15 protein-coding genes and 1 pseudogene are annotated in these 13,650 nt (G+C 41.5%); 7 read left to right on the forward strand and 9 right to left on the reverse strand.

Translation table 11 applies throughout. The features are described from left to right. The first annotated feature begins 4 nt into the window (after positions 1-4). From ACTRWE_RS06570 to ACTRWE_RS06585, 4 genes are all read left to right on the forward strand, one after another. Positions 5-2,293 (forward strand): penicillin acylase family protein, encoded by a 2,289-nt coding sequence (locus tag ACTRWE_RS06570; RefSeq protein WP_462879704.1) that lies wholly within the window; start codon positions 5-7, stop codon positions 2,291-2,293. 75 nt (positions 2,294-2,368) lie between these two features. Beyond that, the gene (locus ACTRWE_RS06575) at positions 2,369-3,217 is read left to right on the forward strand and encodes an MBL fold metallo-hydrolase (RefSeq protein ID WP_024601975.1); all 849 of its coding nucleotides are present in this window, start codon (positions 2,369-2,371) and stop codon (positions 3,215-3,217) included. 88 nt (positions 3,218-3,305) lie between these two features. After that, positions 3,306-4,838: a bifunctional GNAT family N-acetyltransferase/carbon-nitrogen hydrolase family protein gene (locus ACTRWE_RS06580; RefSeq protein ID WP_010392609.1), complete on the forward strand. Its 1,533-nt coding sequence runs from the start codon at positions 3,306-3,308 to the stop codon at positions 4,836-4,838. Further along, complete coding sequence (locus tag ACTRWE_RS06585) at positions 4,838-5,155, forward strand: DMT family transporter (protein ID WP_010392612.1); 318 nt, start codon at positions 4,838-4,840, stop codon at positions 5,153-5,155. Before ACTRWE_RS06580 ends, ACTRWE_RS06585 begins: the two co-directional genes overlap by 1 nt. Positions 5,156-5,207: 52 nt before the next feature. Here ACTRWE_RS06585 and ACTRWE_RS06590 read toward each other — a convergent pair whose 3' ends face one another. Next, positions 5,208-6,089, reverse strand: a complete 882-nt coding sequence (locus ACTRWE_RS06590; protein WP_024601976.1) for a DMT family transporter — start codon at positions 6,087-6,089, stop codon at positions 5,208-5,210. 242 nt (positions 6,090-6,331) lie between these two features. Here ACTRWE_RS06590 and ACTRWE_RS06595 point away from each other — a divergent pair. Beyond that, positions 6,332-6,714: pseudogene (locus tag ACTRWE_RS06595) on the forward strand (MAPEG family protein). A gap of 74 nt (positions 6,715-6,788) precedes the next feature. Here ACTRWE_RS06595 and ACTRWE_RS06600 read toward each other — a convergent pair. The 3 genes from ACTRWE_RS06600 to ACTRWE_RS06610 all read right to left on the reverse strand — a co-directional run bounded on the left by ACTRWE_RS06600 (position 6,789) and on the right by ACTRWE_RS06610 (position 9,183). Next, complete coding sequence (locus ACTRWE_RS06600) at positions 6,789-7,997, reverse strand: M56 family metallopeptidase (protein WP_024601977.1); 1,209 nt, start codon at positions 7,995-7,997, stop codon at positions 6,789-6,791. 9 nt (positions 7,998-8,006) lie between these two features. Then, positions 8,007-8,381, reverse strand: a complete 375-nt coding sequence (locus ACTRWE_RS06605) for a BlaI/MecI/CopY family transcriptional regulator (protein WP_016900222.1) — start codon at positions 8,379-8,381, stop codon at positions 8,007-8,009. Positions 8,382-8,490: 109 nt separating this feature from the next. Further along, positions 8,491-9,183 (reverse strand): pseudouridine synthase, encoded by a 693-nt coding sequence (locus ACTRWE_RS06610; RefSeq protein WP_024601978.1) that lies wholly within the window; start codon positions 9,181-9,183, stop codon positions 8,491-8,493. Positions 9,184-9,274: 91 nt separating this feature from the next. Between ACTRWE_RS06610 and ACTRWE_RS06615 the strand changes: the two genes are divergently transcribed. Together ACTRWE_RS06615 and ACTRWE_RS06620 are read left to right on the forward strand one after the other, a co-directional pair. After that, a complete protein-coding gene (locus tag ACTRWE_RS06615) occupies positions 9,275-9,580 on the forward strand; it encodes a DUF6482 family protein (RefSeq protein WP_013463720.1) in 306 nt (101 codons plus the stop codon). A 41-nt stretch (positions 9,581-9,621) separates the two neighbouring features. After that, complete coding sequence (locus ACTRWE_RS06620) at positions 9,622-10,041, forward strand: GNAT family N-acetyltransferase (RefSeq protein WP_462879705.1); 420 nt, start codon at positions 9,622-9,624, stop codon at positions 10,039-10,041. A gap of 14 nt (positions 10,042-10,055) precedes the next feature. Here the strand turns inward: ACTRWE_RS06620 and ACTRWE_RS06625 are convergent, their stop codons facing one another. The 5 genes from ACTRWE_RS06625 to dapF all read right to left on the reverse strand — a co-directional run bounded on the left by ACTRWE_RS06625 (position 10,056) and on the right by dapF (position 13,613). Beyond that, positions 10,056-10,415, reverse strand: coding sequence for a HopJ type III effector protein (locus ACTRWE_RS06625; RefSeq protein ID WP_033103666.1), 360 nt, complete (start codon positions 10,413-10,415; stop codon positions 10,056-10,058). 97 nt (positions 10,416-10,512) lie between these two features. Continuing rightward, positions 10,513-11,223, reverse strand: coding sequence for an HAD-IA family hydrolase (locus tag ACTRWE_RS06630; RefSeq protein ID WP_013463723.1), 711 nt, complete (start codon positions 11,221-11,223; stop codon positions 10,513-10,515). Between the two features lie 10 nt (positions 11,224-11,233). After that, positions 11,234-12,178: a tyrosine recombinase XerC gene (locus ACTRWE_RS06635; protein ID WP_013463724.1), complete on the reverse strand. Its 945-nt coding sequence runs from the start codon at positions 12,176-12,178 to the stop codon at positions 11,234-11,236. Further along, entirely contained in the window at positions 12,175-12,786 is a 612-nt protein-coding gene (locus ACTRWE_RS06640; protein WP_064663178.1) for a DUF484 family protein, read from the reverse strand. The genes ACTRWE_RS06635 and ACTRWE_RS06640 overlap by 4 nt, the downstream gene beginning before the upstream one ends. Next, complete coding sequence (gene dapF / locus ACTRWE_RS06645) at positions 12,783-13,613, reverse strand: diaminopimelate epimerase (RefSeq protein ID WP_462879706.1); 831 nt, start codon at positions 13,611-13,613, stop codon at positions 12,783-12,785. Before dapF ends, ACTRWE_RS06640 begins: the two co-directional genes overlap by 4 nt. Positions 13,614-13,650 lie beyond the last annotated feature (37 nt).

Here is a 13,650-nt window from a genome sequence, read left to right on the forward strand (position 1 = left end):
GTCTATGTTTAAAGTAATCAAACGGTTGCTATTGGTTGTTGTGGTTTTAGCACTCGCCAGTACTGCAATTGTTTACGGCGTTTTGACCTTAAGTTTGCCAGCCCTTGATGGTAAAGGCCGAAGCGATGCGGTAACACAGCCCGTTAAAGTCGCTCGTGATACGCTTGGCCAAGCCATTATTACTGCAACTACTCGTCATGACGCTGCTTATGGCTTAGGGTATGCTCATGGGCAAGACCGCTTTTTTCAAATGGATTTATTACGTCGTAATGCGGCCGGTGAGCTAAGCGAGCTATTTGGTAAAGCCGCGCTTGGGCTTGATAAAAAAATGCGTTTTCACCAATTACGTAAACGCAGCCAAGCTATTTTAAAAACCCTCCCGAAGACCGACAAACAGCTGCTACGCAGTTATGCCCAAGGTGTAAATGAAGGCCTTGCACAAGTAGGGTACCCAAGTTTTGAATATTTACTCACAGGGGCTGAGCAAAAGCCTTGGCAAAGTGAAGACAGTTTATTAGTTATTTTTAGCATGTACCTTGATTTACAGTCATCTACATTTGAGCGTGACCAAGCTTTAATTCAAATACAACAGCAATACGGCGCAAAAATGGTTGAATTTTTAACCCAACCAAGCCAATACCAAGCAGCATTAGATGGCAGTATTTTAACACCTTATTCTCAAACTATACCTCAGTTACCAAGGCAGCCATTGGCGGCGATTAAAAGCATTACTGCTAATTTAGAGGTAGGCAGTAATAACTGGGCAGTCACAGCAGACTTAACTAATACTCAAGCTGCGATGCTTTCAGATGATATGCACTTATCAATGGCGGTGCCGGTTATTTGGTATCGCGCACAACTTAATTACACTCATAACAATCAAGCGTATCAAGTAACCGGTGTTTCGTTACCAGGAGCACCTGCCATTGTGGTTGGCAGTAATAATAAAATTGCATGGGGATTTACTAATGGCTATATAGATACAGCCGACTGGGTTGCACTAACGGATAGCAGTAAAACATGGCAAGTAAATGAAGTGATTACCTTGAATAATGGCAACGATGAAATCTATCCCTTAACGCTAAGTGAGTATGGCCCTGTTAAATACATTAACAATCAGCCTTATGCCTTAAGTTGGGCTGCGCATCAGCCGTATGCCGTTGATATGCAATTGTTACAGCTTGAGCAGGCTGAAACAGTGGATGATGCCCTTAATATTGCAAGTAACGTGGGTATTCCGGTACAAAACTTAATTGTGGTAGATAGTCAAGGCAGTGCAGCTTGGAAACACATGGGCGGTATTCCTGCACGAACAGTACCCAGTGAGTTAGCCATTAATGAAAATGAATATGCAGCAACTTGGCAGCAAAATGAAGTTATTCGCCCGTTTGTTAAAAACCCTGAGAGTGGGCGTCTATGGACAGGGAATTCGCGAGTGGTCTCTGCTGAGGATAATGCACGTTTTGGTAATGGCGGCTATGCCCTAGGTGCTCGTGCGACGCAAATACGCGATCGGTTGTTTGAAAAACAGCAGTTTAACGAAGGCGACTTTTACCAATTACAGTTAGACAATCAAGCGCGTTTTTTAACTCCTTGGCATAGCTTATTACTTGAGCAGTTAAAACAGCAGCCAGAACACAATGCAGATTATATCAATGCACTGGATAACTGGCAGCAATGCGCCTGCTCAACCTCCGTTGGTTATACTTTAGTTAAGACGTATCGTGATGAACTAATAAATATTTTATTTAGTAGTATTGAAGCCAGTCTCAATCAGCAGGATGGTACATTAAGTTATGTAAAACGCGATTTAGAGCCCGCTGTTTGGCAATTAATAAAAGCGCAGCCAGCAAGTTGGGTTAACCCGCAATTTACGAATTGGGAGCAGCAATTACAGGCAGCTTTTGAGCAAACTCTCGCGCAGTTAACAGCAAAGTTTGGTAATAACATTCAAAACTGGCAATGGGGTAAAGTAAACGAATTAGCGATTGAACACCCATTTGCTAAACAAATACCTCTATTGAGTAAGCTACTAAATATGCCTACCGCTCCAGGCTTTGGTGATAGCTATATGCCTGCCGTACAAAAAACCAGTTTTGGCGCATCGCAGCGATTTATTGCCCAGCCTGGATATTTAGAAAGTGCCATTTTAACAGTGCCTGGAGGGCAATCAGGGCACCCGCTTTCTGAGTTTTATCGAGCCGGTTTTGATGAATATGTAGAAGGAAAGCACACCCCATTGTTACCGCAAACATTCATGCATCAAATTGAAATAGTGCCTATCAACGACTAGCTTTGGATGCAGAGTGAGCTAAATAAGTTGCTATCACGTTTTATAACCATGATTATTAATTATAGGGTTACAACAATGAAAAAATTACTACCGGCATTAATCACCAGTTTACTACTAAGCAACTACGCGGCGGCGGATGACAACCCAGTTACAGCTAAGCAACTGAGCGAGCATGTATACGTCCTATACGGACAAGGTGGCAACATTGCAGCCAGCGTAGGGGATGATGGCATATATATCATTGATGATCAGTTTGCCAAACTCTCAGACGATATTAAAAAAACCATTAGCGACTTAAAGCCAGGCAGTGCAGAGTTTGTAATTAACACTCATCATCATGGCGATCACACCGGTGGTAACGAAAACTTTGCTAAAGCCGGAGCCCATGTTATTGCCCACAATAATGTACATAAACGCCTAAAAGAAAAACATGGCGAAGGGTCGGATTACCTACCACGAATTAGTTTTGGTGATGATTTAACACTGCACTTTAATAATGAGCAAGCGCATGTTGTGCATTATCAACATGCCCATACCGATGGCGATGCGGTGATTTTTTTCAATAATGATAATATTGTGCACATGGGCGATATTTACTTTAACTTTGGCAGCCTGCCGTTTGTTGATGTAGACAGCGGGGGTAGCGTTGATGGTGTTTTAGCGGCGGTTGATGATGTGATTAATCAGATTGATGATAAAACCCAAGTTATTCCAGGGCATGGCCCGCTAAGTGACCGTTCAGGACTGATCACGTATCGTAAGCTGGTGCAAAAAGCGAAAGATGTTATGCTAAAAGCAATGCAAAATGACGCCAGTTTAGAGCAGGTACTTAAAGCAGATCCATTGTCAGAACTTGGCCTTGAATATGCTAATTGGTTACCTAAAGAGCGGGTAACCACACTTTTTTATCGCAGTTTAAAGTAGCGCAAAGCGCGAATAAAAACGCATAAACCTAATAAAGCTGAGCATGTGTTCAGCTTTTTTGATTCTTACATGCCCCAAGGAGTTGCGTATGTCGGCAGAAAAAACCCATCTTGAAATTTGTAACTTAACCCGAGAACAATACCCACAAATTAAAACCTTGATGGACGAAGCTTACCCCGACCTAGGCGGAGCATGGCCAAGCCATACTATTTTTAGACTCATCGATCAGTTCCCTGAAGGGCAAATCGGTATTGTGGATGACGGCGTGCTGGTGGGTTTAGCGCTGAGTGTACAGGTAGATTATGCGCGTTTTTCAAACCCGCATACCTATGAAGATATTGCCGATGGCCACGACCGTGTATTTAGCGATACCACAGGAGATGCTTTATACGGCTTGGATGTTGCCATTAGTGAGCAATACCGAGGCATGCGTTTAGGGCGCCGTTTATATGATGCGCGAAAAGAATTGTGTCGCCAGTATAACTTACGCGCTATTTTAGCGGGTGGCCGCATTCCGCGTTATTACAATCACAGCAGTGAAATGACCCCGATGGAATACATTGCAAAGGTCGATCAAAAAGAGCTGTATGACCCTATACTCAGTTTTCAATTAGCCAATGACTTTCAGGTTAAACGATTATTAAAAAAATACTTACCTGAAGATCAGGAGTCGGTCGGTTATGCCACATTACTTGAGTGGAATAACATTATGTATGAGCCAACCGACACCGTTATTGAGTCAACTAAATCAATCGTGCGCGTAGGAGCTGTGCAATGGCAAATGCGCTGTGTTGAATCGGTTGAAGAAATGCTTAAGCAAGTTGAATACTTTGTTGATACGGTATCTGATTACAAAAGCGATTTTATTTTATTCCCTGAGTTTTTTAATGCGCCACTGATGGGATTAACCGAACAAAGTAACCAAACCGAGGCAATTCGGTATTTAGCCGAATACACTGAGACTTTTAAAAACGCCATGTCGCGTATGGCGATAGAATACAACGCCAACATTATTACCGGCTCAATGCCGCTTGCCGAAGACGATAAAATATATAACGTTAGTTATTTATGCCATCGCAGCGGTAAAATAGACGAGCAACGTAAAATTCATATTACCCCGCATGAACAAAATGATTGGGTGATCCAAGGCGGTGATAAAATTGCTGTATTCGATACAGATGCAGGCCGTGTAGGTATTCAAATTTGTTACGATGTCGAATTTCCTGAGTTGTCACGTATTTTGGCCACCCAAGGTTTGGATATTTTATTTGTGCCATTTTGGACTGACACTAAAAACAGTTACTTGCGTGTACGCCATTGTGCCCAAGCACGTGCCATTGAAAACGAATGTTATGTGGTTATTGCAGGCTCTGTGGGTAACTTACCTGAAGTAGAAAGCTTAGATGTGCAGTTTTCGCAGTCGGCGGTACTAACCCCATCGGACTTTTCATTTCCGCACGATGCCACACTAAATGAAGCCACCACCAATACAGAAATGTTATTATTTAGCGACTTAGATATGGATAAGTTAAAAATTCTACACAGTGAAGGGACAGTGCGTAATTTAAAAGACCGCCGTCACGATTTGTATGAAGTGATATTGAAAAAGAGAGATATTTAATGGCGTGGATGTATTTAATTATTGCTGGGTTACTTGAGATTGGCTGGCCTATAGGGTTAAAAATTTCTCAAACCCCTGAAACTCGTTGGCAAGGCATTGCAATTGCAATCGCGTTTATGGTCGCAAGTGGCTTTATGCTTTGGTTAGCGCAAAAGCAAATCTCTATGGGGACTTCTTATGCGGTATGGACGGGTATTGGCGCAGCAGGTACGTTTTTAGTGGGTATATTATTTTACGGTGATGCCGCCACGTTTGGTCGTATTGCTGGTGTGTTAATGATTATTTGTGGTGTGATCACCCTAAAAATTAGTCATTAGTCATTAGTCATTAGTTATTAAAAAATAAGCGCAGGTTGATACCTGCGCTTTTTTAGCTGCTCGGCAGCATTACCAATATTGCAGCCACTGCAATCAATAATAGCCCAGCGCTATCTTGGCGTTTTAGCGGTTGTTTTAGCCATAAAATAGAGATTAACATCGTAAAAAATACTTCTATCTGGCCGAGCGTTTTTACATAGGCAACATGTTGCAAGCTCATTGCGCTAAACCAACCTATTGATCCCAAGCAACTAAATATACTCACCGTACAAGTCATGCCCTTATGCTGAAACATAGTTTTAAATGTATCGCGTTCCTTTAAGGCAATATAAATACACAGCATTAGTGTTTGTAAACTAATAACAAGCAATAAAACCCACGCGGGTGCATAAGGAAAAGCTATACCTGAGCTTAAACTTGCTTCGCGGATCCATGACGATGACAACGCAAACGAAGTACCGCAAGCAAGCCCTGTTAAGGCGGTTTTTAAGCTAAAGTGTTTCACATTGGCGATACCGCTTAATAGCAATACCGCAATTGCACCAATAAACACGCCAAACCAACCAAGTAATGAAAGCGTTGAGCCAAAAAACAGCAACCCGAGTATGGCCGCCATAAGCGCTTCACTTTTAGCTAGCCCGGCGCCTACAGCAAAATTATTCATTTTAAATAATTTAACCATGAGTCCCGTGGCAATAATTTGCACTATGCTGGCACCAATAATGTAGCTAATAAATAAAGGGTTAAATGAAGGAAAGGGAGCATTTTGGTAATAATAAAGCGCATATAAATACAGCCCAGCAATAGGGCTTGCCACAATAAAGCGGGCTAATGTAACGCCAGCAATGCTCACATGAGTGCTTAATTTACTTTGCAGAGCGTTACGCCATGACTGCATAAATGCGGCAAAAATAGTCAGTAAAATCCAAATCATCTTAAACAACATACAATAAGTGGAGGAGTAATTTAGCAGTACTCTGGCATTAAAGCGACCATCAAAAAGGCATAATGAATATTCATCACCTGCGACAATTTGCCACAGTGACGCACTGCTTAAATCGGCTATAGTGTGAGGGGTGTTACTGCTAGCCGCCAGAGCTCAGGTTATTTATATTTGGCGGCTTTTTTCTATTTGCTGTGTTATTTTGGGTCATAAATAATAACTTGAGAATTATAATGACGACTTTATTGGTTTGCGCCTTAATGGCAGTGACTATGCCTTATGTTGCGAGAATCCCAGCTATTATAGAAATGAATAAGCTCGGTGGTTACGATAATAAACATCCGCGGCAACAACAAACACAACTTACAGGACTCGGAGCACGGGCGCTGGCTGCTCATCAAAACTGTTTGAATCGTTAGCAGTTTTTGCCGTTGCTTTGGCTGCTGTATTAGGCACAAACAATGTTAATGCCGTAACCGAAACTTTAGCGATGACGCATATTGTAGCGCGTATTTTATTTTGTACTTTTTATTATTTAAACCTCGATATTATTCGCTCGATCACTTGGCTGGTGGGAATAGGCACCGCTATTGGCATGATCGCCGTCAGTTTATAACGAGAATAAGCAAAAACCACAAAGCAAGCAGCCTAAAAGGGTGCTTGCTTTATAGTCTTAAGCACCTATTCCCATTAATGCGATATGTTAACTCGCTCTATTAAATCACTTTTTTTAACTGTACTGTTGAGTGCAAAATCAAGTTGTATTAGTACGTTTTGTTGTCCCATTGATGAAGGTGTATATTGCCATTGCATCAGTGCTCTTTTTGCTTCTTTGTTAAAGACTGCTTCTGGTTCAGCTTTTACAACAGTAATGTTAGCTGTTTTGCCTGCTGGGGTTATGTCGTATTTTAATACCACTGAACCGCTAATGCCTTGTTCCGCCGCTTGTTTTGGGTAAAGCGGTTCGATTCGCATTACGGGAGCGATAGATGTTTCTTTTTTAGCTGATGCTTCAGGTTGCTTTGCTACAGCTAAGCCGCTGAGCAAGCTCGCAGCGATAAGTAACACGCTTCCTTTTGCTAGGCGCGAATGTGCGCCGTTATGTTTGATATTAGTAAGTCGTTGTAACATGGTTTTTTTATCTCCGTAGTGTGAATAAGCCATCAGACCCGCTGGCGCATTGGCAGCGCAGTTTATTAAGGCTTTGCTGTATAAAATTTGTTGCTGTGTGGTTTTATTGCTTAGTACCCGTTCATCACAAGTTAGCTCCTGCAAACGTCTACAGCTTGCGTAAGCCATCCAAGCCAGAGGGTTAAACCACAATAAAATTGTAGCCAGTAATAGCAGCACATTTATAAGGTTGTCTTTGCGCTTTATATGCACGTTTTCGTGCTCTAGAATAAGCGCCAGAGTAGTATTATCAAACTGAGTATTATAATTGTGCGGCAATACCAGTTTGCTATTAAAAACACCAATGACCATGGGCGTAGCCACCTGAGCACTGGTATAAGTTTTTACTCCGGTTATTACCTGCTTAAAGTTCGCTAATTCAGTGAGCTGTAGGCCTTTAACAAATCGGGTATGGGTAACAACAGCGGCAATTAATAAGACCGTGGTAATAATGACATACAGTAGCGCCCAACTAACACTCAAGCTGTTTGTAAGTGATTGATTAGGCGTGATTAAATGGTAACTAATGCCGCTATTTTGCAGTGGCTTAATTGCACTAGGTAAATTAGCCAACAGAACTGATACAGGTATTAACCAAGCTAATTTATACACAAAGCGTGAACCAAGGGTTTTTAAGCCAAAGCGCTCCAGTAAAACAAACCCTGCAAACAACAGACTTAATAATAGCTGCTGCTCAATGAGCCAATTAAATCCTATTTGAATCGCCATGCTAACTCCTTACTTTTGATTCTTTTCCCAGTCATCAATGACTTTTTTAAGCTCGTTTATATCTTGCTGAGAGAGTTGCTCCGATTTAGCGAAGCCACTTACCAAAGGGGCAATACGACCACTAAAAAAGCGCTCTATGAAGTTCTTACTCTCTTTTAAAGTATAATCAGCACGGGCAATACATGGCGTATAAATATATTGGCGGCCGTCTTTTTCAAAGCTAAGCGCGCCTTTTTTTACTAAACGACCCAATAAGGTTTTAATGGTTTTTTCGTGCCATTGTTTATCGTCACTTAAACGCTCAATAATTTGGCTGGCTGTGGCGGGGTAGTTAATCCAGAGTGCATCCAGCACTTCAAATTCTGCTTTTGATAATTCGATCATTTTATTGCCTACAAGTGTAATCTTTTATTTAAGACTACACCTGTAATCTATTTTTGCAAGTTTATTTTTTGTTTTTTAATCACGCTAAAGGAAGGGGATTAATGTGAGCTTATTGGCTTAAAATATCGTTTTTGTTAATTTTTATAAAGTGGTTTTCTGGGAGGTTTAAATTATCTAATAATAATTCACTGATCTGTACGCGGTATAAATCAATGACTGTGTAGCCACAGTAATGCGCCATTTTACGTATTTGCCTGTTGAGCCCTTGTTTTAAAACAATACTAAATTGATTACTCGCTATTTTAACTGCTTCACAAGGTCGTGTTATTTGCTTATCAACGGGGACGCCTGCTGCCATTTTTTCACAAAAATGCGCGTCTAATGGTTTATTCACAGTGACTAAGTAGCGTTTGGGTTGATGAAAGTCTGGATGAATCAGTTGATTACAAAAGTCTCCGTCGTTGGTCAAGATAATTAAACCACGAGAATCTTTATCAAGGCGGCCAATAGGGTAAACACGGGTAAGTTGAGGCAGGTGATGGATAAGGCTGCTGGGGTCGTGATGATTGAGTTTACAGTCAATCCCTACCGGTTTGTGATAGGCAAAGTACACTAAATCGGCTGGGCCTTTAATGGCGTGGCCATTAACGATAACACGGTCGTTTTCGTCCACATGATCAATATGATTAGCGGGGCGATTATTAACGATGACAACGCCTTCATCAATCAAGCGCGACGCTTGTTTTCGTGAGCAAATACCGGCATGAGCAATGTATTTAGCAAGTCGAATTTTTGTATCCATAATGCCGTGTAATTAAAAAATATTGATCGCGATTATAGCAAAGCTGCGTATTGATTACTTGGACAGTTAATTTAACAGTAGGTAGGTTACTATGGGTATTCAATTTTCAGAACTAAAAAAGCATCAGCCATTACAAAAAGTGGTTGTTCATTCACTGGAAATGGCCTTGTACCAAGTGTCTGTTGTCATTAATAATGTTGAATACTATGTACAAGAAAGTAATGGTGAATTTGTGAAGGCACTAAGCCCATTACATATTCAAAAACGCTTTGAAGATATCGCCTATGCACAAATGATGCTAAGGCACACCAGTGCTTATGATGAAATGTGTGGTCAACCGGAAAAAATTTCCAGTAATATGCTCGAAGTGCCCTTTGGGCAAAACAACCTGTTTTAATATCAGGTATTTGCTAATATAGGTCTATTTGGAATCATCCAATGCACCTATTACATCCCGATAATTCTGAGCAATTAAATCAAGCACTGCGCGCGCACATGCTTGAGTTTAATGCTCAGCACTTCGACGCACAGCGTCAACCTCTTGGCTTTAAATATCTCGATAAACAAGGTGAGTTAGTTGCAGGCATAAGCGGTCATGTGTTTGGTAACTGGTTGCTAATAAGCTGGTTATGGTGCGATGAATCTGCACGAGGCAATGGCTTGGCTGATTTGTTATTAATGTCATTAGAACACGCGGCAATTGAACAAGGCGCTGCTCAGGCTCAGCTTGACACCTTAGATTTTCAAGCCAAGCCTTTTTATGAAAAACGGGGTTACCAAGTTAAATATCAACTTGATAATTACCCACTTAATGGCACTCGTTACTTTATGGAAAAACCGCTAATAGTGGCTAAATAACGCTGATTGGAGCGTTATTTTTTTGCTGTTAATGGCGTACCATCAAAGGTAATACCTAAAAATGGGGTGGCTTCAGGCGCTAACATAAAGGTGCGAATATTCATGTGATCGTCTGCATCTGGGTTGTTTAGTACGTCTTCGCGATAAAATGCCCCAAAACAATCTAATGTATTTTGCTTACTAAGACCATTGAGCTTAGCAAACGCAAAAATTTTGCATGAACCGTTATTTTCACTCGCAGAGCTCAATAACCCATGGTTACTAAAACTGCACGCTGTAAAAGTATAATGCTCATCAATAACGGCCATAGTATCAGCAAAACCAATGCTCTTAGGCTCATTCGCGAGCGTTGTTAAGTAGTTTGTGAGTGTCATACGCTGTCCTTGTTATTATAAGATATTGTTAAGTAATTACCCCTAACCTATCTTATGATTGATTTATATTCAATTGAGCCAATAAAACAAGCATAGTTTATTTACCAATTAAGTGGGTTAACGCATGAATGTTGGTTATTTCAATATCAGCAAGTCCTTTGTAGGCATAGGCTTGTGCTTGATTATTTAACCACACAGACTGGCAGCCAGCGTTATTAGCACCTTGCACATCGCTATCAAGGCTGTCACCTATGTGTAAAATTTCACTGTTGTTAATACGCAAATGTGTTGCAGCTTGATCAAATAAGGTCGTATGTGGTTTAGCTTTACCGTGCAAGCCAGCCTGCAGCACTAGTTCAAACTTATCTTTTAAATTAAAACGCTCAACCTCTACATTACCGTTAGTAATGGCAATTAATTTGTAGTGCTGGCTTAGTTTATCGAGCAATGTTAGTACGTCTTCGCTCACTTCAATATTACTGCGCGCATCAGCAAATGCTTGATAAGCACTGTGTGCATGATGCTCTACTTCATCGTCTTTAAAACCAAGCTCAGACAAAACTAAGCGTAGGGTATGTTTACGCCACTGAGTGACGTTATCAATGAGTTCAGGTTGGTGTTGAACAACTCGCTCACGGCATTGTTGCCAAAACTGTGGCCCCTGTTTTTTATAGCCTGGCAGCGCATTTAAATAATCAATTTGCGCCTGAACGGCTGCGGTTATGATTGGGCGGTTGTCGTATAAGGTGTCGTCTAAGTCAAAGCTTAGTACAGAAAAAGGAGAAATTGCGCGATTAAATCGGATCATGGTTATTACCCTAATCGGTTCGTTTTTTAGCACGTGGATGGGTGTTGTCGTACACCTTAGCCAAGTGCTGAAAATCTAAATGAGTATAAACTTGGGTTGCAGATAAACTACTGTGGCCTAATAGCTCCTGTACTGCTCGTAAATCGCCAGACGATTCTAAAATATGCGACGCAAATGAGTGGCGTAATTTATGCGGATGCACTTGTGAGCTTATACCTTGTTTAATGCCCCATTCTTGCATTCGCAAACGGACTTGGCGCACAGAGATACGGTTTTTTTTACTACTTAAAAATACCGCGTGTTCGTCTGCGCCCATAAATAGCGGCCGAACCGCGAGCCATTTCTTTAATGCCTCAAGGGCCTTAGAGCCAACCGGTATTAGCCGTTCTTTTGCACCTTTACCACGTACCAGTATTTCACCATTACGGGCGTTTATATCCTGCATGTTAGCACCAACTAACTCGCTAATGCGCAGACCTGATGAATACATGAGTTCCATCATGGCTTTATCTCGAATGGCAAGTGGATCGTCATCGGGTATTTCGAGTAAACGTGCCATTTGGTCAACATCAAGATTTTTAGGTAAAGGCTTGGCAAATTTAGGGCCTTTTATCCCTTGCGCGGGGTTATGGTAATGCGGTTGCTCAGTAATATTTTTTGCTTTTAAAAACTTATATAAACTTCGAATGCAGCTTAGCTTTAAGCTGATTGTTCTGCCGCTCAGTTGCTTAGCACGCAGCGCCATGCTGTAACGGCGAATGTGCTCACTTTGTACGGCAAACCAATTGTCGCATAGCTTATTAAAATACAAGGCGGCAAAACCTAATTGGCTAACATATTGATTGACGGTGTGCGCTGAATACTGACGTTCAAATTTTAAGTAGTCACTAAATAATGTAATGGGTGTACGCCAGCTATCGCTTAAGTCGCTAATATTTGGCGTGTCGTCGCTCATGCCAGTTCCAGTAACCGTATTTGTAATGAGCGTACAAAATCTAACACAAATAAGTTATCTTGTGAGGGCTCAAAGTGGTTCTCATCGTGGCTGCCAAAAGCCAAAATTGCGTAGGGGTTAGTGGGTTCGCCAATTAAATACAGGGCGGTCGATTGGGTATCCTCGTTAAAGAGTAAGTCGCGCTCTTGCTGATTTACCCGCCCTAAATAATGATTACTATCTGACAATCTATGCTTTACTAAGCCCTCAAACGCGCTGTCGTATCTTACGAGTTTGCACTCATTAATAGTCGGGCTCATGCAAATAATGTTGCGTAAGTTACTTGCCAAAGTATTAAAGTCGTAATTACTCCAAAGCTGACGATGGCATTGACTGAACAAGCGGTACACGAGTTCATTTTGCGTGGCATACTTGGTCATCGTCTCGATTTGATGTTTTAACTGAGTATTATGTTCACGTAGTTGACGTTGCTGAATATGTACTAACGAAGTCGCACCCTGAACTTGCTGTTGTAACTCAAGTTGCGCTAATAGCGCAGGTTGATTTATTAAAAAATCAGGGTGCTGTTGTAAGTAATCTATTACTTGCTGTTTAGTTAATTCACTCATAGTGCAACTTGCCCATCAAATACATGTTCAGCGGGGCCTGTCATACGCACTGGGTGGCCTTCGCCACTCCAGCGAACTTGTAAGCTACCGCCTGGTAAATCAACTTGCACTGTGCTGGTGAGCTTGTTTTGAATAAAGCCAATCACCATAGCGGCACACGCACCGGTACCACAAGCAAGTGTTTCGCTTACACCACGTTCCCACACTCTGAGTTTAATGTGTTCTTGAGAAATAACCTGCATAAAGCCAATATTTGCGCGCTGTGGAAAACGTTCATGATTTTCAAGCAACGGGCCAAGGGTACTCACTTGTGCCGTTTCAATGTTGTCTACTTCCATGACGCAATGCGGGTTACCCATAGAAACAGCACCACTAAAAACGGTATGTTCTTCTGCACGAATAATATAAGTCAGCTCACGTTTGGTTGCTTTAAGCGGGATTTTACTCGGCTCAAAATTAGGGTGTCCCATGTTAACCGTTACTTGGCCGTCTTTTTCAATATACAGGGTGAGGTTACCAGATTTAGTTGAAACGCTAATTTTATGTTTATTGGTTAAGCCTTTCATGCGCACAAAGCGGGCAAAGCAACGGGCGCCGTTACCACATTGTTCTACTTCGTGGCCGTCGGCATTAAAAATCCGATAGTGAAAATCGAGATCGGGTGAGTAAGGGGCTTCAACCATCAGTAATTGGTCAAACCCAATGCCGAAATGGCGATCGGCCAGCTTTTTGATTTGATCACGGGATAAAAAAACGTTTTGTGTAATATTATCAATCACAACAAAGTCGTTACCTAAGCCGTGCATTTTGGAAAAATTAACTAACATAGCGCTCTAATTCGGTTTTGCTCTGCGCTAATCATGC

Source organism: Pseudoalteromonas sp. G5_S1_54_S4, from assembly GCF_054968565.1.